23 protein-coding genes, 1 tRNA gene and 1 riboswitch are annotated in these 25,075 nt (G+C 73.8%); of the genes, 17 read left to right on the forward strand and 7 right to left on the reverse strand.

The genetic code is table 11. The features are described from left to right. Positions 1-12: 12 nt before the first annotated feature. The 4 genes from B5Y66_RS12110 (at position 13) to B5Y66_RS12125 (ending at position 3,167) form a co-directional block, all read left to right on the forward strand. A tRNA-Ala gene (locus B5Y66_RS12110) sits at positions 13-85 on the forward strand. A 157-nt stretch (positions 86-242) separates the two neighbouring features. Continuing rightward, positions 243-354: riboswitch (TPP riboswitch) on the forward strand. Next, positions 348-974: an ECF transporter S component gene (locus tag B5Y66_RS12115; RefSeq protein WP_079574752.1), complete on the forward strand. Its 627-nt coding sequence runs from the start codon at positions 348-350 to the stop codon at positions 972-974. (Overlaps the previous riboswitch by 7 nt.) A 4-nt stretch (positions 975-978) precedes the next feature. Next, positions 979-2,454, forward strand: a complete 1,476-nt coding sequence (locus B5Y66_RS12120; RefSeq protein WP_079575013.1) for an ATP-binding cassette domain-containing protein — start codon at positions 979-981, stop codon at positions 2,452-2,454. Further along, entirely contained in the window at positions 2,451-3,167 is a 717-nt protein-coding gene (locus B5Y66_RS12125; protein ID WP_079574753.1) for an energy-coupling factor transporter transmembrane component T, read from the forward strand. The genes B5Y66_RS12120 and B5Y66_RS12125 overlap by 4 nt, the downstream gene beginning before the upstream one ends. A 40-nt stretch (positions 3,168-3,207) precedes the next feature. Here the strand turns inward: B5Y66_RS12125 and B5Y66_RS12130 are convergent, their stop codons facing one another. From B5Y66_RS12130 to B5Y66_RS22535, 4 genes are all read right to left on the reverse strand, one after another. Next, on the reverse strand, positions 3,208-3,969 hold the full coding sequence (locus B5Y66_RS12130) for a DUF4389 domain-containing protein (protein WP_079574754.1): 762 nt from the start codon (positions 3,967-3,969) through the stop codon (positions 3,208-3,210). Continuing rightward, positions 3,966-4,979 carry an NAD(P)-dependent alcohol dehydrogenase gene (locus tag B5Y66_RS12135; protein WP_079574755.1) on the reverse strand — a complete coding sequence of 338 codons (1,014 nt, stop codon included), beginning with the start codon at positions 4,977-4,979 and terminating at the stop codon, positions 3,966-3,968. The genes B5Y66_RS12130 and B5Y66_RS12135 overlap by 4 nt, the downstream gene beginning before the upstream one ends. A gap of 145 nt (positions 4,980-5,124) precedes the next feature. After that, the gene (locus B5Y66_RS12140; RefSeq protein WP_079574756.1) at positions 5,125-6,069 is read right to left on the reverse strand and encodes an NAD-dependent epimerase/dehydratase family protein; all 945 of its coding nucleotides are present in this window, start codon (positions 6,067-6,069) and stop codon (positions 5,125-5,127) included. Further along, on the reverse strand, positions 6,066-6,653 hold the full coding sequence (locus B5Y66_RS22535) for a hypothetical protein (protein ID WP_079574757.1): 588 nt from the start codon (positions 6,651-6,653) through the stop codon (positions 6,066-6,068). The genes B5Y66_RS12140 and B5Y66_RS22535 overlap by 4 nt, the downstream gene beginning before the upstream one ends. A gap of 136 nt (positions 6,654-6,789) precedes the next feature. Between B5Y66_RS22535 and B5Y66_RS12150 the strand changes: the two genes are divergently transcribed. After that, positions 6,790-7,515, forward strand: coding sequence for a TetR/AcrR family transcriptional regulator (locus tag B5Y66_RS12150; RefSeq protein WP_079575014.1), 726 nt, complete (start codon positions 6,790-6,792; stop codon positions 7,513-7,515). Positions 7,516-7,576: 61 nt separating this feature from the next. Then, on the forward strand, positions 7,577-8,185 hold the full coding sequence (locus B5Y66_RS12155) for a class I SAM-dependent methyltransferase (RefSeq protein WP_079574758.1): 609 nt from the start codon (positions 7,577-7,579) through the stop codon (positions 8,183-8,185). Between the two features lie 9 nt (positions 8,186-8,194). Here the strand turns inward: B5Y66_RS12155 and B5Y66_RS12160 are convergent, their stop codons facing one another. Beyond that, positions 8,195-8,872, reverse strand: coding sequence for a GntR family transcriptional regulator (locus tag B5Y66_RS12160; RefSeq protein WP_079574759.1), 678 nt, complete (start codon positions 8,870-8,872; stop codon positions 8,195-8,197). A 213-nt stretch (positions 8,873-9,085) separates the two neighbouring features. Here B5Y66_RS12160 and B5Y66_RS12165 point away from each other — a divergent pair, with 213 nt between their 5' ends. The 7 genes from B5Y66_RS12165 (at position 9,086) to B5Y66_RS12195 (ending at position 17,145) form a co-directional block, all read left to right on the forward strand. Next, positions 9,086-10,810, forward strand: a complete 1,725-nt coding sequence (locus B5Y66_RS12165) for a GH39 family glycosyl hydrolase (protein WP_245807078.1) — start codon at positions 9,086-9,088, stop codon at positions 10,808-10,810. Then, on the forward strand, positions 10,807-11,652 hold the full coding sequence (locus B5Y66_RS12170) for an aldo/keto reductase (RefSeq protein ID WP_079574760.1): 846 nt from the start codon (positions 10,807-10,809) through the stop codon (positions 11,650-11,652). The genes B5Y66_RS12165 and B5Y66_RS12170 overlap by 4 nt, the downstream gene beginning before the upstream one ends. Positions 11,653-11,843: 191 nt before the next feature. Then, positions 11,844-12,698 (forward strand): carbohydrate ABC transporter permease, encoded by an 855-nt coding sequence (locus B5Y66_RS12175; RefSeq protein ID WP_245807079.1) that lies wholly within the window; start codon positions 11,844-11,846, stop codon positions 12,696-12,698. Then, positions 12,695-13,615, forward strand: coding sequence for a carbohydrate ABC transporter permease (locus B5Y66_RS12180; protein WP_079574762.1), 921 nt, complete (start codon positions 12,695-12,697; stop codon positions 13,613-13,615). Before B5Y66_RS12175 ends, B5Y66_RS12180 begins: the two co-directional genes overlap by 4 nt. 40 nt (positions 13,616-13,655) lie before the next feature. Further along, positions 13,656-15,071 carry an ABC transporter substrate-binding protein gene (locus B5Y66_RS12185; RefSeq protein ID WP_176168856.1) on the forward strand — a complete coding sequence of 472 codons (1,416 nt, stop codon included), beginning with the start codon at positions 13,656-13,658 and terminating at the stop codon, positions 15,069-15,071. Positions 15,072-15,106: 35 nt separating this feature from the next. Continuing rightward, the gene (locus B5Y66_RS12190) at positions 15,107-15,874 is read left to right on the forward strand and encodes an SDR family NAD(P)-dependent oxidoreductase (protein ID WP_079574764.1); all 768 of its coding nucleotides are present in this window, start codon (positions 15,107-15,109) and stop codon (positions 15,872-15,874) included. A 47-nt stretch (positions 15,875-15,921) separates the two neighbouring features. Then, complete coding sequence (locus B5Y66_RS12195; protein WP_079574765.1) at positions 15,922-17,145, forward strand: MFS transporter; 1,224 nt, start codon at positions 15,922-15,924, stop codon at positions 17,143-17,145. A gap of 13 nt (positions 17,146-17,158) precedes the next feature. Here B5Y66_RS12195 and B5Y66_RS12200 read toward each other — a convergent pair whose 3' ends face one another. Further along, complete coding sequence (locus B5Y66_RS12200) at positions 17,159-17,971, reverse strand: NAD(P)H-dependent oxidoreductase (RefSeq protein ID WP_245807080.1); 813 nt, start codon at positions 17,969-17,971, stop codon at positions 17,159-17,161. Between the two features lie 124 nt (positions 17,972-18,095). Between B5Y66_RS12200 and B5Y66_RS12205 the strand changes: the two genes are divergently transcribed. From B5Y66_RS12205 to B5Y66_RS12220, 4 genes are read left to right on the forward strand one after another with little or no spacing between them, the layout of a single operon-like run. Further along, entirely contained in the window at positions 18,096-19,178 is a 1,083-nt protein-coding gene (locus tag B5Y66_RS12205) for a GlxA family transcriptional regulator (protein ID WP_079574766.1), read from the forward strand. Positions 19,179-19,210: 32 nt separating this feature from the next. Continuing rightward, positions 19,211-20,458: an aspartate aminotransferase family protein gene (locus tag B5Y66_RS12210; protein WP_079575017.1), complete on the forward strand. Its 1,248-nt coding sequence runs from the start codon at positions 19,211-19,213 to the stop codon at positions 20,456-20,458. A 39-nt stretch (positions 20,459-20,497) separates the two neighbouring features. Continuing rightward, positions 20,498-21,745 (forward strand): ectoine hydrolase, encoded by a 1,248-nt coding sequence (doeA, locus tag B5Y66_RS12215; RefSeq protein ID WP_079574767.1) that lies wholly within the window; start codon positions 20,498-20,500, stop codon positions 21,743-21,745. Then, entirely contained in the window at positions 21,739-23,121 is a 1,383-nt protein-coding gene (locus tag B5Y66_RS12220; protein WP_079574768.1) for an aldehyde dehydrogenase family protein, read from the forward strand. Before doeA ends, B5Y66_RS12220 begins: the two co-directional genes overlap by 7 nt. A gap of 52 nt (positions 23,122-23,173) precedes the next feature. On the opposite strand, the gene B5Y66_RS12225 is transcribed toward B5Y66_RS12220, so the two are convergent. After that, positions 23,174-25,036: a rhamnogalacturonan lyase gene (locus B5Y66_RS12225; RefSeq protein WP_079575018.1), complete on the reverse strand. Its 1,863-nt coding sequence runs from the start codon at positions 25,034-25,036 to the stop codon at positions 23,174-23,176. Positions 25,037-25,075 lie beyond the last annotated feature (39 nt).

Genomic DNA, 25,075 nt, shown 5'->3' on the forward strand with positions numbered 1-25,075 from the left:
GCGTCGATTCTCGGGGCTGTGGCGCAGCTGGTAGCGCACCTGCATGGCATGCAGGGGGTCAGGGGTTCGAGTCCCCTCAGCTCCACCCCGACGAGAAGGCCCGGAACTCCTGGTTCCGGGCCTTCTCGCATTCCCGGACGCGCGACCCGCCCGGTGCCCACGCTGCGGGACGCCCTTGCGCCCGTCGTCCGGTCGCCTAGGGTCGGACCTGCGGCCGCGTCGTCGGCCGCCACATCTGAAGACACCCATGACAGGGGAGCGCCGTCGAAGGGGCGCTGAGAGTGCGGGCACAGCCGCAGACCCTTGGAACCTGCTCCGGTTAGCACCGGCGAAGGGAGTTACCTGGAATGTCCGCGCCACTTTTCCTGCGCAGCACGCCCCGCGCGGCCGTGCGGTACCGCACCGTCGACCTGGTCACCGTGGCGATGCTCGGCGTCGCCGTCGGTGTCGTCTTCTGGGGCTGGACCCAGCTCTACCACCTGCTGTCCGCCGGCCTGGCCGTCGCGTTCCCGCCGGCCACCGGTCTGCTCGGCGGCGGTTGGCTGCTCGGTGGCGTGCTGGGCGGGCTGATCGTCCGCAAGCCGGGCGCGGCGCTGCTCACCGAGGTCGTCGCCGCGAGCGTCGAGGCGCTGCTCGGGGCCGACTGGGGCTTCTCGGCGATCGTCTCCGGCGTCGTCCAGGGGCTCGGCGTCGAGCTCGTGCTCGCCCTGTTCCTCTACCGGCGCTTCGGGGCCGCCGTCGCAGCCCTGGCCGGCGCGGCCGCGGGGGCGTGCGGTGCCGTCTACGAGTGGTTCGCCTACTACCCGGACTGGGCGTGGGGGTTCCGGCTGGCCTACCTCGGCTTCTTCGCGGCGTCGGGAGCGCTGCTGGCGGGCCTCGGGGGAGCGGCGCTCGTGCGTGCCCTCGCTCGTGCCGGCGTGCTCGACGCCTTCGGGCCGGGCCGCGATCTCGCCGACCGCGCCGCGCAGGGCTGAGAGCGTGGCTTCCCGGGAGGTCCGGGCGCGCCTGAGAGGACTACGGTGGCGGCCCATCGGTCGCGCCACCCCGGCGCTCGACGACCTCGACCTCACGATCGGCGCGGGGGAACGGATCGGCCTCGTCGGCCCCAGCGGCGCGGGCAAGTCGACCGTCCTGCACGCCCTGGCGGGCGTGCTCGGGGAGGCGCTGCCCGGGGAGCTGTCCGGCACCGTCCACGTGGACGGTGCGGTGGGGCTCGTCCTCCAGGACCCGGGTGCCGCCGTCGTGGCCGGGCGGATCGGTCGCGACGTCGCGTTCGGGCCGGAGAACGCCGGCCTGCCGCGGGACGAGATCTGGCGGCGCACCCGGCACGCCCTGGACCGGGTGGGGCTGCGGTACCCGCTGGAACGCCCGACCTCCGCGCTCTCGGGCGGCGAGCTGCATCGGCTCGCGCTCGCGGGCGCCCTGGCCCGCGCGCCCGGCCTGCTGCTGCTCGACGAACCGACCGCGATGCTCGACCCGGAGGCGGCGGCCGAGGTGCGCGCCGCGGTGGTCGGCGCGATCGACGGGACGGACACTGCGCTGGTGGTCGTCGACCACCACGTGGGGCCGTGGCTCGAGCACCTGGACCGGGTGGTCGTGCTCGGGCCGGGCGGGCGGATCATGCACGAGGTCTCGCCCGGGGCGCTGCACGACGGTGCCGCGGCAGGGCCGCGCGACGAGCTCACGCGCGCCGGCGTCTGGCTGCCGGGCGTGCCGCCTCCGGCACCGCTGGACGTGCCCGCGTCGCTGGTGGTCCCGGACGCGGCCGGACCGGAGGTCGCGGTCGACGGCCTCGTCGTCGACCTGACGACCCGCGGCCTGCGGGGCCGCACCTCCACCCGGGCGCTGGCCGGCGTCGACGCGCGGCTCCCGGCGGGCCGCCTCACCGCGGTGACGGGACCGTCGGGCGCGGGGAAGTCCGCGCTCGTGGCAGCCCTGGCCGGCCACCTGCGGCCCGCCGCCGGCGGCGTCCGCGGCGCGCCGAGCCGGGACGCGCGCTCGCGGGAGCTGGCGCGGGCCTGCGGCTGGGTGCCGCAGCACCCGGAGCACGGGCTGCTCGCGCTGCGGGTGCGGGACGAGGTCGAGCTCACCGGCCGGCGCCTGGGCGTCCCGGTGGACGTGGAGGCGGTGCTCGGTCTGCTGCGTCTCGACCACCTGGTCGACGCCCATCCGTTCCGGCTCTCCGGCGGCGAGCAGCGGCGCCTGGCCCTCGCGGCCGCGCTCGCGCACCGGCCGGGGCTGGTGCTGCTCGACGAGCCCACGGTGGGCCAGGACCGCCGGACCTGGGCGGCGGTCGCCGGGTGGGCGACCGCCGCCGCGCGGCACGGGGCGACCGTCGCGGCCAGCACCCACGACGCCGACCTCGTCGCGCTCGCCGACCACCGCGTGCGGCTCGGACGGGACCCTCTCGGTTCCGACCGCGCGACGTCGCCCGGCGGGGTGGTGACGGCATGACGGGCACGACCGGCGTGGTCGGCGCGCTCGGGCGGGTCAACTCGCTCGTCCTGGTGACGCTCGGCCTGCTCGGGCTGGTCGCGTCCCTCGGTGTCCGCGATCTTGCGAGCGCCGGCGTCGCGCTGGGGGCGTGCCTGGCGTTCGGGCTGCTGCTCCTGCCGCGAGGTACCGGACCCGCGGCGCGCTTCCTCGCGGTGGTCGTGGCGGTGGCGTCCGTCGCGTGGTCCACATGGCTGCTGGGCGGCCACGACCCGACGGTCGCGGCGGTCGCGGGGATGCGGATCGCGGTGCTCGCCCTGCCCGGGGTTGCCCTCGCGCCGCTGGTCGACCCGAGCGGGCTCGCCGACCAGCTCGGCCAGCGGCTGCGGCTGCCGGCGCGGTTCGTCGTCGGGGTCGCCGCCGCGCTCCAGCGGTTCGAGCGGCTCGGGGAGGTCTGGGAGCAAGCGTCCCGCGCCCGCCGGTCGCGCGGCGTCGGGCCGGGGCGCGGGCCGGTCGGCCGGTCGCGGCACGCCGCGTCCGTGACGTTCGCCGTCCTGGCCGCCACCCTGCGCGACGCGACCGCGATGTCCGTCGCGATGGATGCCCGCGGCTTCGCCGCCGCGCACGCGCGCACCTGGGCCGAGCCGGCGCCGTGGACGCGGACCGACACCGCCGTGCTCGCCCTCGGCGCCGTCGCGGCGGCGCTGCCGTACGCCGTCCTCGTCGTGCGGTAGCCGCTGGCGTGCCGGACCGGCGCGGCGTCGGCCGGGCGCGTCAGCCCGTCGGGGCCGGGGGCGCGCCGGGCGGGAACGCGACCGGTGCCGCGGAGGGCGCCCGCGGGTCGGGTCGCGCGGGCTGCCTGCCGGGGTCGACACCGCCCTGGTCGAGCCGGAGCGGTGGATACGTGTCCGTCATCAGGAGCGTGTACGCGGCGACCCGCTGCTCCCAGCGGTTCATGCCCAGCACGAAGTCGTACACGGACCGGGGGTAGCGGCCCGTGAACAGCAGCGCGACGGCGGAGATCAGGACCAGCAGGGCGATCAGGCCGACGGAGTTGGTGCCGCCTTCCCAGGCGTCCTGCGCCCCGGAGGTGTCGCCGACCCACAGCGCGCCGCCCACGAAGACCGACAGCACGAGGAGGTGCGGGACGGCCAGGAGCCATTTCACGAAGATGAGGCCGCGCGACAGGCGCTCGGGGTAGGCGACCGTCAGGTGTGCCGGGTAGTCGGGCACGTCGGCGAGCGTGAACGGGGGGTAGCGGTCGGTGCCCAGCACGCCGTACCCGTAGTAGGTCACCCGCCAGCCCCAGCGCAGCACGCCGACGTTGAAGTCGAACATGCCGCGCGGGTAGCGAGCCGTGAACAGGATCGCGAAGAACGCGACCACGGTCACCAGGAGGAAGGCGATCGCCAGGAAGAGCAGCACGACGAGGTGCGGCACCAGCAGCAGCCACTTGACCAGCCACAGGCCGCGGGACCCGGACGGCCGTGGTGCCGCGTCGAGAAGGAGCGGGTAGGGGGCGGGGTTCTCGGTCATGGCGTGCTCCTCAGGGTGACGGGCCGGGCGTCGTCGGGCACGGTGACGACGACCTTGCCCCGCGCCCTCCCGTCCAGCAGGTGGCGGATCGCCGCGACGACGTCCGCGAGCGGATAGGTGCGGTCGACGACGGGGATGACCTTCCCGCTCTCGACGAGGTCGCGCAGGATCTCGAGGTCGGCGGCGTTCTCCGACGCCACGAAGGTGCCGAGGTGCTGCCGGACGAACGGCGAGAGGGCCTTCGCCCGGAGCTGACGGTCGCTGCCGCCGAGCCACCGTCCGTCGGTCTCACCGCCGACGATGACCAGTCGTCCGCGCGGGGCGAGCGCACGCCGCAGGCGGGAGAGCGGGGCGTTGCCGCCGATGTCGAGGACGACGTCGAACGGACCGGCGCCGTCGAAGTCCCCGCGGGTGTAGTCGACGACGGCGTCGACGCCCAGCGCGCGGACCATGCCCACCTTGCCCGTGCTGCACACGCCCGTGACCGCGGCGCCGCTCGCCTTGGCGATCTGCACGGCGAAGGTGCCCACGCCGCCCGACGCCCCGACCACCAGGACCTTCTGGCCGGCCCGGACGCGACCGTGGTCACGGACGGCCTGCAGGGCGGTGAGCCCGGACACGGGCACGGCGGCGGCCTGGTCGAAGGACAGGTTCGTGGGCTTCGTCGCGAGCTGGTCGGCCGGCGCGACGGCGAGCTCGGCGAACGTGCTGGTGCCCGTGCCGTAGACCTCGTCGCCGGGCGCGAAGCCGGTCACGGCGGCGCCGACGGCCTCGACCGTCCCGGCCAGGGCGCGGCCGGGGTTGGCGTACTTCGGCCGGCGCGCGCCGAAGCCGGCGAGCCGGATGGGGTACGGCAGCCCGGACATGATGTGCCACGTGCCCCGGTCGACGCTGCTGGCGCGCGTCCGCACGAGCACCTCGTCGACCCCGACGGCGGGGACGTCGACCTCAGCCGTGTGCAGGAGGCCCTCGGGCGCGGGGCCGTAGCGGTCCTGGACGACGGAGGTCATCGTCCGCGGCCCGGCGGGCCGGGGCGGCGGGGCCCTCATGGTGCCGGGCTGTGCGTCGTGGCGCGGGGTGGGCATGGTGGCCTCCGGGTGGTCCTGGGGATGCTGGAGGGCCCGGCCGGCACCTCCTCGGGGGGTGGGGGGCGGGTCAGCCGTCGCGGTAGCTCTGGAGCGTGGCGAGGACGGCCTCCTCGACGGGGGTGGCTGTGGCGCCGAGCTTGTCGACGATCTTGGAGCTGTCGACGACGAACGGCTCGGCGAACAGGTACTGCATCTCGACGAGCTCCCGCATCGACGGGTTGACCGTGCCGAGCGCGCGCAGCAGCCACGCAGGCATGGCGCGGACCCTGGCGCGGGTCTGGCCGGCGTCTCGGTACGCGACCTCCACGAGCTGTCGAGTGGTGCGCGTGCCGGGGTCGTTCGGCAGGTGCCACACCTCGCCGGGGGCGTCGGGGTGCTCGCCGAGGAGCACGAGGCCCTCGCCGATGTCGGGGATGTACGTGTAGGTGTGCGGCTGGTCGGGGTCGCCCAGCACGGTGGCGGTCTTCCCCGCGATCGCGGCGGGGAAGACCCGGTCGCCGAGGTTGGACTGTGCGCCCCCGCGCGGCCCGAAGTAGTCCGACGCGCGGCCGATCGCCACCGGCACGCGCCCCTCGGCGTGCGCGACGAGCAGGTCTCGCGACATCCGGCCGCGCAGCCTCCCCTTCGTGGTGTGCGCGTGGTCGCCGCTGTCCTCGGTCAGCGGCAGACCGTCCGGCCGCCCGTACATGTAGACGTTCTCCATGCTGACGAGCCGCGCCCCCGCGGCCTCCGCGGCGGCCAGCACGCCGGCCTGAAGCAGCGGGAACCGGGCGCTCCACTCGGCGTAGGGAGGGTTCAGCGTCTGATAGACGACCGCGGCGCCCTCGGCCACCAGGGTGGTGAACGCGGCGTCGCGGGCGTCGCCGCCGACGACCTCGACGCCGTCGGGCACGCGGGCGCTCCCCGAGCGGTTGACCAGCCGGGCGGTCTCCCCGCGCCGGAGCAGCGCGTCGAGCGTGGCCAGGCCGACGGCACCGGCGCCGAAGATGACGTGGCGCGGGGCGGCGCTCATGCGCGTGCGCCGTCCGGCGTCGGCGCCGCGGGCGCGTCCGCGACGTGGCGGGCGGGCAGCAGCCGGAGCAGCAGCAGCCCGGACAGGGCGGAGAAGGCCAGGGCGCCGTAGGCGCCGAAGACGGTGAACTGCTCCTCGACCGCGATGCCGCCGAGCGCGGTGGCGATCCATCCCAGCGCCCACAGGACGGGCATCGCCGCGGCCCAGGCCCAGCGTCCCCGCGCGCCCGGGGGCAGTGCGAGGGCCTGTGCCGGCCCGAGGACCAGGCCGGTGAGGGCGCCCATCAGCGCCAGGTCGCCCAGGGAGGTGCCGTAGCCCACGACCACGGCGCCGAGGAGCAGGCCCAGTCCCATGCCGACCGTCGTCGCGGGCACCCACCGTCGGGCGTCGAGGTGGACCCAGCCGACCAGTGCCTGACCGGCGCCGACGACCAGGCCGGTGACCGCGCCCCCGACCAGGGCGGCGACGGGGGAGTCGACCGGGCCGGCGACGGCGGTGCCGAGGATGCCGGCTACAGGGAAGGCGAGGAACCCGGCGGTCCAGAGCAACCATGTGCGCCACGGAGAGGCCGAGACGGTGACCATGGCGGATCCTCTCCTGGCGCCTGCCCGCGCGATGACGGAGCGGCGGCGCGACGTCCTGCACGGTGTACAAACTTTGGACGCTGTACAGCCACGGTGTACCCTGCAGAGGGTTGGCGTCAAGGGGGTGCACACGCGGATGTCCACATCGACCGTCCCGCGCCGTCGTGGTCCGCGGCGGGCCGTGAGCGAGGCGAAGATCCTCGACGCGGCGCTGAGGCTGCTCGACCAGGGTGGGCCGGTCGCAGCGTCCGTGCGACGTATCGCCGCCGAGGTCGGTGTCGCGCCCAACGCGATCTACACGTACTTCCCCGACAAGGCCGCCGTGCTCCGCGCCCTCGCCGAGCGGCTGCTCGGCGGGGTCGACCACGACGTGTTCGCCGACCCCGAGCAGCACTGGGGCGTGCGTGTCGAGGCCCTCGCCCTCGAGCTGCGGGCGACCCTGACCGCGCACCCCGGCGCGGTCGGTCTGCTGGTCGGCGGGCCCCTGGACGGGCCCAGCTCGATGGCGCTCAACGAGCGCCTCCTGCAGCTGTTCGCCGACGCCGGGCTGGGACCGGCCGCCGCCGCCCAGGCGTCCTACCTGCTCATGGTGTACGTCTTCGGGTCGGTGTCCCGCGAGGTCGCCGGGGTGCACGAGGGCGGCCCCCTGCCGCCCGAGCCGGAGCGGGCCGCCGCTCGCCGGGCCGAGCTGTCCACCGTGCCGGTCGACCGGTTCCCGCTCACGGCCGCGGCGGCAGTGACGATGGCCGGCTCCACCTCCACCGAGCAGTACCTCTGGGGCCTGCGCCGGATCCTCGTCGGGCTGTCCGCCGTGGCAGGGCCGGACGGGGACGACGGCTCGTCGGGGGCCGTGGCCCGCTGAGCCCGCGCCGGGACGCGCGGGCACTCGGTGCGGGGCGCAGACTCGACGCAGGAGGTGCCCCATGGCCGTACCGGAGCGTGGCTTCGACGCCCTGTATGCGTCGGACGTCCCACCGCCGTGGGAGATCGGGCGGCCGCAGCCCGCGCTGCTCGCGCTGGTGCGCCGGTCGGTGCTCGCGGACCCGGTGCTCGACGTCGGGTGCGGCACGGGCGCGCTGGCGCTCGCGGTCGCGCGGGCGGGCCACCGCGTGATCGGGGTCGACGCGGCCCCGCACGCGATCTCCCGTGCGCGGGAGCGGGCGGCGGGGGCGATCCTCGAGGAGCCGGGCGAGGTGAGCTTCGAGGTGGCGGACGCCCGCCGGCTCGACCGTCTGGGCCTGCGCCCGCGGACGGTGCTCGACTCGGGCCTGCTGCACACCCTGGACGACGACGGCCGTGCCGCGTACGTGGCAGGGCTGGAGGCCGTCTGCGCACCGGGCGCGCTCGTCGCCGTGCTCGCGATGTCGGTGGACGCCGACCTCGGCTGGGGCACGACCGCCGACGGGCTGCGGGCCGCGTTCGCGGGGCCGGCGTGGTCGTCGACCGCGGTCTCGGACGCCGAGATCACCGCGCGCCCCGCGGGCGAGGAGCTGCACCTGCCCGCGTTGCTCCTCACGACGCGGCGCGCGTGACCCGACGGTCTACCCGGCGACGTCCGACGGGAGCTCGAGCCGGCTCAGCCGCGCGAACGACCCGGTCATGTGCTTCTCGACGGCGACGCGCGCGGCGACGGGGTCGCCCTGGCTCAGCACCGTCCGCAGCTCCAGGTGCTCCACGTGTCCGACGGTCGGGAAGTCCGGGAAGTTCACGTTCCGCACGTGCAGGAAGAACGCGACCTGGCTCCGGATCGACGCCCACACCCGGCGGAGGCGGGCGTGGTCGGCGGCGTCGTAGAGGACGTCGTGGAACGCGAGGTCCAGGCGGACGGCCTCCTCGGGCGCGACCGCGCCCGACGTGTTCTTCATCGCCGCGAGGATGCGGTCCAGCTCGGTGAGGTGCGCCTTGCTCAGCCGGACGGTGGCGCGTTCGGCCGCGAGCACCTCGATGGCCGCGCGCAGGGTGTGCACCTCCTCGACGTCCTTCTGGGTCAGGACGCTGACGAACGCGCCGCGGTGGCGGCGGATCTCGACCTGTCCCTCGGACTCGAGGATCGCGAGCGCCTCGCGCACCGGACCGCGGCTCACGTCGAGGGCCGCGGCGAGCTCTGTCTCGCGCAGGTGCTCGCCGGGCCGTAGCTCCCCCCGCGCGATCTCGTCGCGGATGACGCCGACCACGTACTCGGCGAGGGTGGCTCGGGGTGCCGTCCCCAGTGGATTCATCGGTCACGCTCCTCTCGTCACACGCCGGCCTCATCTTTCCGTACGGCGAGCTGCCGCGCCCCGACGTCGGTCGGAGCGGTCGGGCCCATCCTAGGGGCAAGTTGCCGACAGTATGTTGTTGACAATCTATGAAAGTGCCTCCTAGTGTCGCTGACTGTCGTCGACGGTGACGACCCGGCACCGCTGCCGGCCATGAACAGGAGAGGCACGATCGTGAGCTCGAGCGTGGACGTGAACCCCGGAATCGGCACCGACCTGAGCTTCCCGAGCTCGGCACCGAGCGACCCGTCCGCGCCGCACGTGCGCCGCGCCGTCGTCCGGGTCGACGCGGGCGCCGACCGGGGGGACCTCGCCCGGATCTGGGAGAGCATCGGGTACGACGAGATCAACTGGACGTACACCGCGACCGGCCGCCGCCTGCTGCGGACCTTCGGTGAGCTGTCGGACCGGGGCTACCACGTGCGGCCGCACTACGTGTTCTGCTCGGGGACCGGCTTCGGCATCCCGCACTGGGGCAACGGGAACGTCTACCACGAGGACGCCGCGGGCGAGGCCGCCTACGACTTCACGATCGTGGACCAGGCGTACGACGCGATCGTCGAGGCCGGGCACCACGTGCTCGTCGAGTTGGCGTTCACGCCGCGCGACATGCTGCCCGACGCGGCGCAGGAGCTCCGCGTGACGCCGAGCCCCACGGTCTACAGCAGCTACGAGGCCGGTGCCTGGGCCTACCCGCCGAAGGACTACGGCCGCTGGGGCGACCTCGTCGCCGCGCACGCCCGGCACTGCCTCGAGCGGTACGGCGAGCAGGAGGTGAGCACTTGGCTGTGGGAGCTGTGGAACGAGCCGGACATCTTCTACTGGCGCGGCACGCCCCAGGAGTTCTACGACCTCTACTCGGTCACGGCGAGCGCGGTACGCAGCGTGCTCCCGCAGGCGAAGGTCGGCGGGCCGGCGGTCACCGGCGCGGGCATCGAGTTCCTGCGCGGCTTCCTCCAGCACACCCGCGACCACGCCGACCCGATCGACTTCGTCTCGTTCCACACGAAGGGGTCCGCTTTCACCCCGTGGCGGGTCTACGGCCCGACCGGGGGAGAGGCCCCGGAGAAGCAGAACCCCTCGGCGCACAAGATGCTCTTCGAGATCCGCCGGATGCTGCGCGTGGTCGCCGAGTTCGAGGAGTACCGCGGCCTGCCCGCGATCGTGGACGAGTGCGACGCCGGCGTGCCAGCGCACTACAGCGTCTACGACAACGCCAACTTCCAGTTCCAGAACACGGAGTACTACCCCGTGTTCCAGGTCAAGCTGATGAAGAAGATCCTCGACCTCAACGACACCGAGGACGTCCGGGTCGAGCAGGCCACCTCCTGGAGCTTCTACTTCGAGGGCGAGCGGTACTTCGAGGGGACCCGGGCGTTCCTCACGGCCGGCGGCCTCGAGAAACCGCTGCTCAACGCCTACCGCGTGCTGGGCCGCCTCGGCGAGCGGCGGGTCGACGCCGTCTCGGACGCCGCGCACCCGGTCACCCTCCTCGACGAGGCCGACGGCGCCAGCATGCCCGAGGAGATCGACGCGCTGGCGTCCCGCTCGGCGTCGGGCACCGTCGCCGTCCTCGTGTGGCGGCACACCGACGACCAGTACCAGCGCGACGAGCTCGAGGCCGACGTCACCCTGCAGCTGTCCGGGCTCGACGCCGATGCGTACACGCTCCGCCACTTCCGCATCGACGCCGCGCACAGCAACGCCCACACCGCGTGGGTGGAGGCCGGCTCGCCGCAGCTGCCCACCGACGAGCAGCTCGCGCGGCTCAAGGAGCGCCAGGGGCTCGAGGAGCTCGAGCCGCCGCGACGGGTGCCCGCCGTGTCGTCCGGGCTGGAGCTGTCCGTCGCGCTGCCGCTGCCGGCGGTGTCCCTGCTGGTCCTGGAGCCGGTCCGATGACCGCGACCCTGCGACGCACCCGCACCCTCCGCGACGGGACCGTCGTGCCGCAACTCGGCCTCGGCGTCTTCCAGGTGCCGTCCGCCGAGGCGCAGCAGGTCGTGGAAGAGGCGCTCGCGGCCGGATACCGGCACATCGACACCGCCGCCGCCTACGTCAACGAGGAGGGCGCGGGGGCGGCGGTGCGGGCCTCCGGCCTGCCGCGCGACGAGGTCTTCGTCACCTCGAAGCTCCGCAACGGGGACCAGGGGTACGACCGCGCCCTGCGGGCCTACGACGAGACGTGCGAGCGGCTCGGCCTCGACCGCGTCGACCTGTACCTCGTCCACTGGCCGAACCCGTCCGCCGGCCTGTGGCAGGACACCTGGCGGGCGCTCGAGCGGCTCCGGGACGAGGGCCGGGTCGGGGCGGTGGGCGTGTCGAACTTCCTCGCGGAGCACCTCGACGAGCTCGCGACGTTCGCGGACCAGATGCCCGTGGTGAACCAGATCGAGCTGCATCCCACCTTCCAGCAGCCCGACGTCGTCGCCGCCTGCCGGGAGCACGGCGTCGCCGTCGAGGCGTACTCGCCGCTGGGGCAGGGCGCCGACCTGCAGCACCCGGACGTGACCGCGATCGCCGCGGAGCTCGGCGTGACGCCCGCCCAGGTGGTGCTGCGGTGGCACCTGGACCAGGGGCGCCTGGTGATCCCCAAGTCGGTCTCGCCCGCGCGCATGCGTGAGAACGCCTCGCTCGACGGCGTCGAGCTCACGCCCGCGCACCGGGCCGCGATCGACGCCCTGGACACGGCCGCCCGCATCGGCGGCGACCCCCGGACCTTCTCGATCAGCCAGATCCGCTAGCCGGACCCGACACGACGGAGTGCTCGATGGCGAGTCAGACACGGTCGGCGGGGCCGACCACACCAGCACGGGCCGCAGCACCGCCCCCACCCGCACCGCGGCGTGGTGCGGGGGAAGCGAACGACCGGCCACGCAGCCCGGAGGGGCGCGCGCGGCAGCGGCGCCGCAACCTGTGGATCTACGCGTTCCTGATGCCGACGTTCGTGCTGTACGGCATCTACACGATCTACCCGATCGTGGCGAGCTACTGGTACTCGCTCGTCGAGTGGAACGGCTTCAGCTCCGAGCAGACGTTCGTGGGGATCAGCAACTATCAGGCGGTCCTCGTGGACCCGATGTTCTGGTCCTCGGTGCGCATCACGCTCGTGTTCATGCTGGTCGTGGCGCCGCTGCGCATCTTCGGCGCCTTCGTCCTCGCCATCCTGCTGAACTCGCCGAGGATGCCGTTCGCCCGGTTCTTCCGCACCGTCTACTTCCTGCCGGTGGTCACGACGACGGCGATCATCGGCGTGGTGATGCGGTTCGTCCTCGACCCGGGGTCCGGCCCGCTCGCCGCCCTGTTCGGCGTGTTCGACCTGCCGCCCGTCGACCTGCTCGGCGACTCCGACACGGCCCTGTACGCGGCGGCGCTGACCTACGTGTGGAAGTTCTTCGGCATCACGATGATCTACTGGCTGGCCGCCCTCCAGACGATCCCGCAGGACGTGTACGACGCCGCCCGGATCGACGGCGCCGGAGGCGTCCGGATCTTCCGGCACATCACGCTGCCGATGCTGCTGCCGTTCCTGCTCATCATCTCGGTGCTCACCGTGGAGGACTGCTTCCACGCGTTCGACCTCATGCAGACGATGACGGCCGGCGGGCCGTTCTACAGCACCGAGATCATCGAGATCTACATCTACCGCTGGGCGTTCGCGGCCTCGATCCCGCAGCTCGGCTTCGCCTCCGCCGCCGCGGTGCTGTTCGGGCTCCTCGTCCTGGTGGTCGTCGCGTTCCAGGCGTGGGCCACCTTCTCCTCGCAGCGGCTCCAGAAGGGACGGGCATGAGCACCCTCACCGCACGGCACGACGCCGATCCCAGGCCTGGCACGCGGCCCCCGGACCGCGAGCACGGGAGCCCGCGCGGCGGGAGACGGCACCCACGGCGCCGCGGATGGTGGGTCTTCGCCGTCGTGCTCGCCGTCTGCGCCTTCCTCTGGGTCTTCCCGTTCCTCTGGATGGTCTCGGCCTCGCTGAAGACGTCGGGGGAGGTGTTCGCCGGCGGGCTGAACCTGGTCCCCGAGGCGCCGCAGTGGGAGAACTACGTCCGCGCCTGGACCACCGGGCAGTTCGGGCACTACCTGAGCAACACCGTGATCGTGACGGTCGCCGTCACGCTGATCGTCGTGGTCCGGTGTGCTCTGGCGGGCTACGTGGTGGGGCGCTACCGCTTCCCCGGGTCGCGCCTGATCATCGGCATCTTCGTGGCCACCCTGTTCGTGCCGACGGGCTACACGATCATCCCGATCGTCAAGGTGTCGATGCAGCTGGGCCTGCTCAACTCGCTGACGGGAATGATCATGGCGATGGCCGGCGCGTCCAACGTCGCCGCGATCCTCATCTACGCCGGCTACTTCCGCAAGCTGCCCGCCGACCTCGAGGAGGCGGCGATCGTCGACGGGGCGGGATTCCTCCGGGTCTTCCTGCGGATCATGCTCCCGCTGTCCATGCCCGTCACGGCCACGGTGGGGATCCTCACCTTCCTCACCACCTGGAACGCGTTCTTCCTGCCGCTGGTCTTCTCGTTCAGCAACCCCGGGCTGCGCACGGTCAGCGTCGGCATGCAGGCCTTCGTGGGGGAGAACTCGACCGACTGGCCGGGGATGGCGGCGGCGGGCGTGATCTCGATCCTCCCCGTCGTCGTCCTGTTCGTCTTCATGCAGAAGTACTTCGTCGAAGGCATCGCCGGCGCGGTGAAGTCGTAGGCGTTCCCACCGGTCCGTCGTTCTCGAAGAGGAGACAGCAATGACTGAGCTTTCACGCCGCGGATTCATCGGGGGCGTCGGGGTGAGCGCCCTCGCGGGCCTCCTGGCCGCCTGCGGCGGCCCGACCGCCGGGCCCGGGGGAGGTGGCGCCGGCCTGCGCTGGTGGGACCACTTCGGCGGCCTCCAGCAGGCGCACCAGAAGTGGGCCGCCGCCCAGGCGAAGACGCTGGGCGTGGGCATCGAGTACACGTACAACGAGCCGAGCAAGGCGGTGGAGGCGCTGCAGCTGGCGAACCAGTCGCAGCAGCTGCCTGACATCTACTCCAACGTGCTGGGGCTGCCCCTGTCCGCGCTGGTCGAGTCGGGCTGGCTGCACGCCATCACGCTCTCGGACGCGGCGATGGGGAGGTTCCCCGAGGGGACGTTCGTCGAGGGCGTCACCATGCTCGACGGCGTCGTGTACGGCCTGCCACTCATGTCCGACCGGCAGTACTGGGCGTGCACCTGGTACAACTCCGAGATCGCCGAGAGCGTGGGATTCGAGCCGCCCCACAGCTACGACGAGCTGCGCGCCGCGCTGCGGGCGATCGCCGACGACGGCCAGTTCGTGCCCATGACGCTGGCGCTCGGGGACTCGGGGCGCGTGCGCGACCAGGTCGACGACCTCGCCCAGGCCGCGGGCTTCCCCGGGTGGCAGGGGCTTCGCTACGACACCGGCGAGTACGCGTACGACGACGACGCCTACCTGGGCGCCGTCGAGCTGATCAAGGAGATCTCCGACAGCGGCTGGCTGCTGCCCGGCACCAACTCGTTCCAGGTCCCTGACGCTCGGGGGCGCTGGGCGGCGGGGAACGTCGGCTTCTTCATCGACGGGCCGTGGTCGCCGGGCGGGGTGCGCGCGCTGAACGAGGCCCACCTGCCGAAGATGGCGGTGGCCGGCGAGCTCACCCCCGAGGGCGAGGACCTGGTCATCACCCGCGGAGCCCCGGCGCCCACCTTCTTCGCCGCCGGGAACACGTCCCACGCCGACGCCGCCATCGAGCTCCTCGAGTCGTTCACCCAGGACGAGTACCAGGCGGTCCTCGCCGGGGCGATGGACCAGCCCCCGATCAACCTGGACGCGGTGGCGCGCGCCGACGTCATCGAGCCGTACGCATGGCTGGTCGAGGACTTCCGGACCCGCGTGTTCCGCGCGCCGCAGGCCCAGGTGCGCAACGTCGAGGTGAACCAGGCGCTCGCGGTCCAGGCCCCCGTGGCCCCGCACCTCGGCGACATCGTCCAGGGCTACCTCGGGGGTGACGTCACCGACCTGCGGGGGGAGCTGGCCAAGCTCAGCGACACCTGCTCCCAGAGCCTCGACTCGGCGGTCGAGCGCGCGAGCGCGGCGGGGGCGTCCGTGTCGCGGTCGGACTGGGAGTTCCCCGACTGGCAGCGCGGCACCGACTACGCCTACTGAGCACCGAGACGCACCGATCCACAGGAGATGACCAGATGAACTCGTTCCCCACGTCCCGCACCGCGATCGTCACGGGCGCCGCCTCGAGGCGAGGCATCGGCCGGGCCGTCGCGCACCGTCTGGCCGGGGAGGGCTGGGCCGTCGGCCTGCTCGACGTCGACGGGCCGGCGGTCGAGGACCTGGCCGACGAGCTGGTGCGGGAGCACGGCGTCGAGGCGGCCGGCGCCGGGGTCGACGTCGCCGACGCGGGGGCGGTCCGGGGCGCGGTGCGGGACCTGGCCGCGGCGCTGCCGCCCGTCGTCGCCCTCGTCAACGTGGCGGGGGTGAGCTCCCCGACGCCGTACCTCGAGCTCGACGACGCCGAGTGGGACCGCGTGCTGCGCATCAACCTCGACGGCGTCCACCACGTGACGCGGGCGGTCGCCGGCGAGATGCTGAAGGCGGGCGTCGGGAGGGTCGTCTCCCTCTCGTCCGTGTCGGCCCAGCGCGGCGGCGGTACCTTCAGCAAGACTCCCTACTCGGTCGCGAAAGCGGGGGTGGTCGGCCTCACCCGCGCGCTCGCGCGGGAGCTCGGCCCGCACGGCATCACGGTGAACGCGATCTCGCCCGGGCCGATCGACACGGACATCATGGGAGGCACGCTGAGCGCGGAGCGCAAGGCGGAGCTCGCGGCGGACCTGCTGGTCGGCCGCGTGGGGGTGCCGGACGACGTCGCGGCGGCGGCGAGCTTCCTGGTGGGGGCGGAGTCCGGCTTCATCACCGGGCAGACCCTCAACGTCGACGGTGGCCTGTACATGCACTGACCGACGCTGGTCCGCGAACCGGCCCGACCGTGCGATAGGAATGGTGCGTGCCCTCACCTCCTCTGTTCCCGCTGCGGAGCGTCGTCCTCGGGGCATTCCTCCCCACCCTGGTGCTGGAGATCGGCATCGGCGCGCTGCTGCCGGTCGTCGCCGTCACCGCCACCGGCCGCGGCGCCAGCCTCACCGTCGCCGGCCTGGTGGCGGCCCTGCTGCCGCTGGGCAAGATCGCGTTCGACCTGCCCGCGGGCGCGCTCTCCCAGCGCCTCGGCGACCGGGTGGCGATGCTGGTCGCCGGCAGCGTCGCCGTCGTGGCGTTCACGACGATCGCGCTGTCCACGGCGCTGTGGGGCCTGGCGCTGGGCGTGCTCGCCCTCGGCGCGGCGAACGCCGTGTTCAACCTCGCCCGGCAGGCGTACCTCACCGAGATCACGCCGCCGCTGCGGCGGGCGCGGGTCATGTCGACGCTGGCCGGGGTGCACCGCATCGGGCTGTTCCTGGGGCCGTTCGCCGGGGCCGCCGTGATCGCGGCCACGTCGCTGCACGGCGCGTTCTGGCTCGGGGTCGGCTCGGCGCTGGTAGCCGTGCTGGTGATCGCCGTCGTGCGGCCCGAGCCGCGTGCCGACGCCCCGCTGCCGCGCCCGGCCGGTGGGCCGCGGGTGTCCATCGCGGCGGTCGCCCGCGACCACCGGCAGCTGTTCGCGACCCTCGGCGTCGCCATCCTGCTGGTGAGCGCCGTGCGCGGCGCCCGCCAGACCGTCATCCCGCTGTGGGGCGAGCACCTGGGCCTGGACGCCGAGGTGACGTCGCTCGTGTTCGGCGTCTCCGGCGCCCTGGACATGCTGCTCTTCTACCCGGCGGGCAAGGTGATGGACCGGTTCGGCCGCCTGTGGGTGGCCGTGCCGTCGATGCTCACCATGGCGGCGGGCCTGGCGGTGCTGCCCTTCGCGCACACCGCCGGCACGCTCGCCGTGGTCGCCGCCCTGCTCGGCGTGGGCAACGGGATGGGGTCCGGCATCGTCATGACCCTGGGCGCCGACGTCGCGCCCGCCGCCGTGCGGCCCACGTTCCTCAGCGTGTGGCGCCTGTTCCAGGACACGGGCGACGCACTGGGGCCGCTGATCCTGTCGGCGGGCGCGGCGCTGGGGTCGCTCGCGGCCGGGGTGTGGGCCACGGCCACGCTGGGCGCGGCCTCCGCGGCCGCCCTGGCGCGATGGGTACCGCGCTACTCGCCGCTGGCGAACCTCGTGCCGCCCCGGCGGCGGCGGCGCTGACGCGCCGGGCGCGTCACCCGCGCAGGTGCACGCCCAGCCCGCGGCGGCCGGGCGCCAGCGCGTCGTGGAGGTCGCCGCGGTCGTCGTAGTCCCCGCCGTCCTGGCTCCGGTACGGCAGCACCGGACCGTCGGGCAGGGCGAGCAGCCGCCCGCGCAGGTCCGCCGCGGCGGCGGTGTAGCCCGCCTCGTCCAGGCGGTTCGCGCCGAGCACCAGCACGGGCTCGGCCACCTGCATGCCGGTGTACCAGAAGGTGCCGTGCAGCAGCGGGAACAGCGTCTCGGCCAGGTCGCCGTGCAGCCCGCGCGGCCCGAGCCCGGTGCCGGCGCCGACCGTCACCACGGCCAGCGCGCGCCGGCCCGCGAGGCCCCCGTCGCCGTACCGCCGCGTGCGGCCGGTCGCCGGGTCGCGGACGCCGTACGCGTAGCCCTGCACCAGCACCCGGTCGAGCCACCCCTTGAGGATGGCAGGGACGCCGAGCCACCACAGGGGGAACTGCAGGACCACGGTGTCGGCCCAGGCCAGCTTGTCGTGCTCCGCCCGGATGTCCGGCGCGAGCGCCCCGCGGCGCAGCGCGCGCTCCGAGGCGCCCGCGACGTCGAGCCGGTCGTCCGCGGCGTCGCCGAAGTCCGCGGCCGTCACCACGGGGTCCCAGCCCATCGCGTACAGGTCGGACTGGACCACCTCGTGGCCTGCGTCCCGCAGCGCCTGGACCCCGTCGTCGCGCAGGTGCCCGGTGAGCGAGCGCGGCTCGGGGTGGGCGAGCACCCACAGCACCCTCATCGTGTCGGTCGTCGTGCCTGGCGTCGCGTCCATCAGGTCCTCCATCAGGTCCTCCATCGGTGCTGCGTCCTCGGGAAGAGGCGGCTTCGGCCGCCCGTACCGCCCACGCTGCCGGTCGGGACGCGCGCCGGCCAGTGGCCGGAAAGTCACTCTGTGCAAGAATCGGGCCATGACGACGTCGGAGCCCACGACTCCAGCCGCACCTGCCGTGGCCGGGCGGCCATGCCGGCCCCCGCACCGCGTCGCGGTCCTCGTGCGCGACGGCGTGATGCCGCTGGAGCTCGGCGCCGTGCACCAGCTGTTCGGCACGGCCCGCGGCCCGGGCGGCGAGCGCCTGTACGAGGTGCGCACGTGCGCCGCGGTTCCGGGCCGGGTCCGCTCGGACGCGGACTTCGCCCTCGACGTCCCGCACGGCCCGGAGGCGCTCGCTGTCGCCGACACGGTGGTGGTGCCGGCGTCGCACGAGCTGGACGACACCGGCGCGCCGGACGACGAGGGCACACCGGCGCCCGGCCAGGTCTCCCTGGCGGAGCTGCTCGCGACGGTCCGGCCGGACGCGCGGATCGCGTCGATCTGCACCGGGGCGTTCGCGCTCGCGCGCGCCGGCCTGCTCGACGGGCGGCGCGCGACCACCCACTGGATGTCGGCCGAGCGGTTCCGCCGCGCCTTCCCGACGGTCCTGCTGGACCCGGACGTGCTGTACACCGAGGACGGGCGGGTCTTCACGTCCGCCGGTGAGGCGGCCGGCATCGACCTGTGCCTGCACCTCATCCGTTCCGACCACGGCGCGGCGGTCGCGAACGACGTCGCGCGGCGCACCGTCGTGCCGCCGTTCCGCGACGGCGGTCAGGCGCAGTACGTGGACGTCCCTGTGCCGGAGCCGGCCGGGGAGCACACCGGCCCCGCGCGGTCGTGGGCGCTCGAGCACCTGGACGAGCCACTCTCCCTGGACGACCTCGCCCGGCACGCGGCGATGAGCACGCGGACCTTCACCCGCCGGTTCCGTCGGGAGGTGGGAGTCTCGCCCGGTGCCTGGCTCCTGCAGCAGCGCCTGCTGCGGGCCCGTGACCTGCTGGAACGGACGGACCTGCCCGTCGACGCGGTCGCCCGTCGCGCGGGGTTCGGCACCGGCGCGTCGCTGCGCCAGCACTTCGCCCGGGCGCTGGGGGTGTCGCCGAACGGCTACCGCACGACCTTCGGCCCCGGCCACCGACACGAGAAAGTTACGCACGCTCACCCGCGAGTTCCTTGACGGGGGTCGGTCCGGACCCCTACATCTGGGAGATGGAGGTCTTCGAGAAGTGGGAATCCGAGATCCGCGGGTACAGCCGCACGTACCCCACGGTGTTCGCCTCGGCGTCGAACGCGCGGCAGGTGGACGAGGCGGGCCGTAGCTACGTCGACTTCTTCGCCGGCGCGGGCGTGCTCAACTTCGGCCACAACAACCCGAGGATGAAACGGGCGATGATCGCCTTCCTCGAGGCCGACGGCGTGGCGCACAGCCTCGACATGGCGACCACGACGAAGCGCGACTTCATCGAGGCGTTCGTCGCCACCGTGCTGGAGCCGCGCGGCCTGACGATGAAGCTGCAGTTCATGGGCCCCACCGGAAGCAACGCCGTCGAGGCGGCGCTCAAGCTCGCCCGGAAGGTCACGGGCCGGCGCGAGGTGGTCGCGTTCACCCACGGCTTCCACGGCATGACGCTGGGGTCGCTCGCGCTCACGGGCAACGAGTTCTTCCGCGCGGCCGCGGGGGTGCCGCTCGAGAACGTCGTGCGGCTGCCGTTCGAGACCGCCCCCGGCGGTGGCCTCCAGGCGCTGGACGACTACCGGGCGCAGCTCTCCGACGTCTCCAGCGGGCTGTCCGCGCCGGCGGCGTTCGTCGTCGAGACGATCCAGGCGGAGGGCGGCGTGAACGTCGCGAGCGCCGAGTGGCTGCGGGCCGTGCAGCAGCTCGCCCACGACGTCGGGGCGCTGTTCGTCATCGACGACATCCAGGTGGCGTGCGGCCGCACCGGCAGCTACTTCAGCTTCGACGGCATGGGCCTCGACCCGGACATCATCTGCCTCGCCAAGGGCATCGGCGGCTACGGGACGCCGCTCGCGATGAACCTCGTGAAGCCCGAGCACGACGCGCGGTGGCTGCCGGGGGAGCACACCGGCACGTTCCGTGGGCAGGGGCTGTCGTTCGTCGCGGGCAAGGAGGCGCTCACCTACTTCGAGGACGACGCGCTCATGACCGAGGTGCGCGCCAAGGGCGAGCGGATGGCGTCGGCGCTGCTCGCCGTCGCGCAGGAGGCCGAGGGCCGCAGCTTCGTGGTCCGGGGCCGCGGCATGATCCAGGGCCTCGACGTGGTCGACGGCGCGTTCGCCAAGGCCGTCGCGGCGGAGTGCTTCTCCCGCGGGCTGCTCGTCGGGCCGTGCGGCAGCGGCGGCCGCGTGCTCAAGCTCATCCCCCCGCTCACCATCCCCGACGACGACCTGACCGAGGGCCTGGAGATCCTCACGGGGGCGGTGCGCGACACCCTCTAGCGCCCTGACCGGGGCGGCGACCAGCAGAAGGAGGCCGACATGCGGCAGCGCGACGACATGACGTTCCCGTTCGAGGAGTACGCCAGACGCCTCGGTGACCTCCGCCGCCGCATGGCGGAACGGATGCTCGACGCCGTAGTCATCACGGACCCCGAGAACCTCATGTACCTCACGGACTACCAGACCACGGGGTACTCCTTCTTCCAGGCGCTGGTCGTGCCGCTCGAGGACGAGCCGTTCATGATCACGCGCGCCATGGAGGAGTCCAACGTGCACGCGCGGACCTGGGTGGACCTCACCCGCCCGTACCCGGACACGGGCGACGCGATCCAGAGCCTGATGCAGTCCCTGCGCGAGTTCGGCCTCGACACCCGCGACGTCGGGTACGAGCGCAACAGCTACTACTTCCCGGCCTACCACCAGGACTACATCCACAACTCGTTCAAGGACGGCCGCCTGCTCGACTGCTTCGGCATCGTGGAGGAGGGGCGCATCGTCAAGTCGGCGGCCGAGATCGCGATCATGCGGCGGGCGGCGCGCGCCACGGAGGTCGGGATGGCGGCGGGCATCGAGGCGTGCGCCGCGGGCGTGACGGAGAACGACATCGCGGCGGAGATCGCGTCGGCGATGTTCCGCTCCGGCGGGGAGTTCCCGGCGGTGATGCCGTACGTCACCTCCGGCCCGCGGAGCATGATCGGCCACGCCACGTGGGAGGGGCGCACGGTGCAGCCGGGGGAGCACGTGTTCCTCGAGGTGGGCGGCTGCTTCCGCCGGTACCACACGGCGATGATGCGCACGGTCGTGCTCGACGACCTGTCGCGCAGCATGCGGGTGGCGCAGGAGCGGATGAAGCTCGCGCTCTCGGAGGTGAAGGCGGCCATCCGCCCGGGGCTCACGGTGTCCGACGCCGACAACATCGTGCGGAACATCATCTCGGACAACGGCGTGGGGGCGCGGCTGGTGACCCGCTCGGGCTACTCCATCGGCATCGCGTTCCCGCCCAGCTGGGACGAGGGGTACATCGTCAGCCTCAACCAGGGCGACCCGCGGGTGCTGCGGGAGGGGATGACGTTCCACATCATCCCGTGGATGTGGGGCGTGGACGGCGACAAGACCGTCGGCATCTCCGACACGGTGCACGTCACCGCCGAAGGGTGCGAGTCCTTCTTCACGCTGGACGAGGACTTCACCTGCAAGCCCGAGCACGCCGCCGCACGGGTGGACGGCGAGCCGCTGTCCCTCGTGCGGGACGCCCCCGTCCCGGAGAAGGAGGAGAACGCATGCTGATCGCGACCGACCCCAGCACCGGCCAGGTGGTCCGCGAGGTCCGGGCGGCGACGCCGGGGGAGGTGGACGCCGCCCTCGCGGCCGCCGAGGCGGCGCGGGCCGCCTGGCGGGACCGGGGCCTCGAGGGCCGCGCGGAGGTGCTGCACGCCGTCGCGGCCGACCTGCGGGCGCGGGCCGACGAGCTGGCCCCGCTGATGACGCAGGAGATGGGCAAGCCGGTCACCGAGGCGCTCGGCGAGGTGGAGAAGGCGGCCTGGTGCGCCGAGCACTACGCCGAGCATGCGGCGGCGTACCTGGCCACGGAGGAGATCGCCTCCGACGCCACCCGCAGCTACGTGCAGCACCTGCCGCTGGGCACGGTGCTCGGCATCCTGCCGTGGAACGCCCCGTTCTGGCTCGCCCTGCGCTTCGCCGCGCCCGCGCTGATGGCGGGCAACACGGGCGTGCTCAAGCACGACCCGCACGTGCCCGGCTGCGCGGAGGCGATCGGCGAGGTGTTCGCCCGGGCGCTGTCGGCGTCGGGAGCGCCCGCGGGGGTGTTCCGGAACCTGCCGCTGGAGACCACCGACGTGGCCGCCGTGATCCGCGACCGGCGCGTGCAGGCGGTGTCGTTCACCGGCTCGGCGCGCGGCGGCGCCGCCGTGGCGAGCGTGGCCGCCGCCGAGATCAAGCCGGCGGTGCTGGAGCTGGGCGGTTCCGACCCGTGCGTGGTGCTGGCCGACGCCGACCTGGACGCCGCGGCCGACACCATCGCCCTGTCGCGGATCATCAACGCGGGCCAGTCCTGCATCGCGGCGAAGCGGATCATCGTCGAGGCCCCCGTGCACGACGCCCTGGTCGCCAGGCTCCGGGAGCGGCTCGCGGCACTGAAGGTCGGGGACCCGCGCGACCCCGCCACGCAGGTCGGGCCGATCGCCCGCGCCGACCTGCGCGAGAACCTGCACCGGCAGGTCACCGAGACGGTGGGTGCGGGCGCACGCCTGCTGCTGGGCGGCGAGCTGCCCGACGGGCCGGGCTGGTTCTACCCGCCCACGCTGCTGGCCGACGTCACGGCCGACATGACGGCGGCCTGCGAGGAGACCTTCGGCCCGGTGATGGCGGTGATGCGGGCGGAGGACGCCGACCAGGCGCTCGCGACGGCGAACGGGACCGAGTACGGCCTCGCAGCGAGCGTCTGGACGACGCCGGAGCGCGGCGAGGCCATGGCCCGCGAGATCGTCGCCGGCCAGGTGTCGGTGAACGGCATCGTGAAGACCGACCCCCGCCTGCCCAGCGGTGGCGTGAGGCGCTCCGGGTACGGGCGCGAGCTCGGCCCGCACGGCATCCGGGAGTTCGTCAACGTGCAGCAGGTGTGGGTCGGCCCGCGCCGGGCGTGACGGGGCCCGACGCGGGCCGACCCTCCTGCGTCGCGGTGGTCCGGCCGAAAGGTCAGTCCACCGTGGCGAAGCTCGGGTGCGGCGGCTGGTTGTACGCCGTGTTCTGCCACGCCACGGCCAGCCGGTACTGCCGGTCCTCCATGAGGGACGGGTGCGCGATGTCGGTCGGCACGTCGGTGGAGTAGATCCGCAGCGCGCTGGAGTCCGTCGTGCGCCAGAGCACCTCCTCGCGCCAGTCACCGAGGATGTCGGCCTGCAGGGCCGGGGTGGCCTTGGTGCCGTTGTTCGACGCGACGCCCTCGCCCGTGAGCAGGCGCGTGTCGCCGTCCGCGCCGTAGGAGTCGATGTGCGTGTCGTCCAGCAGCTCGCGCTGCCCGTCGCCGTCCCACCAGATCACGAAGTTGGTGGAGCCCGGCTTGCGGCCCACCTCGGAACCGTCCGTCGCGCTGCGCAGGCCGGAGACCCTGGACGACCAGACCTCGGCGCCGGGGTTGTCCGCCGTGATGTCCGCGGCCACGCCGCGCCCGTTGTCGGAGCCGGCGGCCGGCGCGCTGGAGAGGATCTCGCCGGTCGCGGCGTCGGCCACCCAGTGCGCCGGGTCGGTGCCCGACTCCGAGGGCTTGAACACCTCGAGCCCGGGGTTCGACGGCACCAGGTCGCTCACGTGGTACGCGTCGCCGTGGTGCGTGCCGTTCTGCCAGAGCCCGTGGCCGTTGTCGTCGATCGCCATCGACCCGTACAGGATCTCGTCGCGGCCGTCGCCGTCCACGTCCGCGATCGACAGCTGGTGGTTGCCGCGGCCCGTCCAGTCGGGCCCGTTGGTGGACGAGCTCGAGTCGAACGTCCAGCGGCGGGTGAGCGCGCCGTCCCGGAAGTCCCAGGCGGCCACGGCCGTCTTGGCGTAGTAGCCACGACCCATGACGATGCTGGGCCGGGAACCATCGAGGTACGCCGTGCCGGCGAGGAAGCGGTCCACCCGGTTGCCGTACGTGTCGCCCCAGTCGCCCACGTTCCCGCGGACGGGGGCGAAGTCGACCGTGTCGAGCTCGGCGCCGTCGGTGCCGCGGAAGACGGACAGGAACTCGGGGCCGCTGAGCACGTACCCGCCGGAGTTGCGGTGGTCGGCGTCGGCGTCGCCGATCACCTGGCCCGTGCCGGACACCGTGCCGTCGCCGGTCTTCACGGCGACCTCCGCGGCGCCGTCGCCGTCGTAGTCGTACACCTGGAACTGCGTGTAGTGGGCGCCGGCGCGGATGTTGCGGCCGAGGTCGACGCGCCACAGCCGCTCGCCGTCGAGCTCGTAGGCGTCGAGGTACACGTTGCCGGTGACGCCGGACTGCGAGTTGTCCTTGGCGTTGCTCGGGTCCCACTTGAGCACGATCTCGTACTCGCCGTCGCCGTCCAGGTCTCCCACCGACGCGTCGTTGGCGGAGTAGGTGTAGCCGTCGCCGCCGGGCGGGACGTCGAGCGGGACGTCGAGCGAGCTCGCCTGCGCGCCCGCGACGGGCTCCAGCGTGAGGGACTCGCCCGCGACCGGCCCCGCGGCCGCGGCGCGCGCGGCGCCGTCGCCCACGGCCAGGACCGCGTACCGGGCGTCCGCCGGCGCCCCGCGATCGAGGAAGGTGGTGGCGCCGCGGACCGGGGGCCCGGGCACGCGGACGCCGTCGCGGTACACGTGGAACGCCGCGTCGTCGCCGTCGGCGGACAGAAGACGCCAGCTCACGCTGTTCCCGTCCGGGGTGGGCGTGCTGATCACCGCCCGGCCGCCGGGGGAGGGGTCGGCGGACGCGGTCGGCGTCGCGGGCGCCGAGGCGGACGGCTCCTCCCCGGCGGCGAGGGCGGGGGCGGCGAGGGCGAGCGCGCAGAGCGCTCCTACCGAGGTGGTGACTGCGGTCGTGCGGAGTGTCGGCAGCATCATTGCTCCGTTCCGGTTGAGACGATTCACACCGTTCGC

The organism is Krasilnikoviella flava, from assembly GCF_900167525.1.
GTDB lineage: Bacteria > Actinomycetota > Actinomycetes > Actinomycetales > Cellulomonadaceae > Isoptericola > Isoptericola flavus.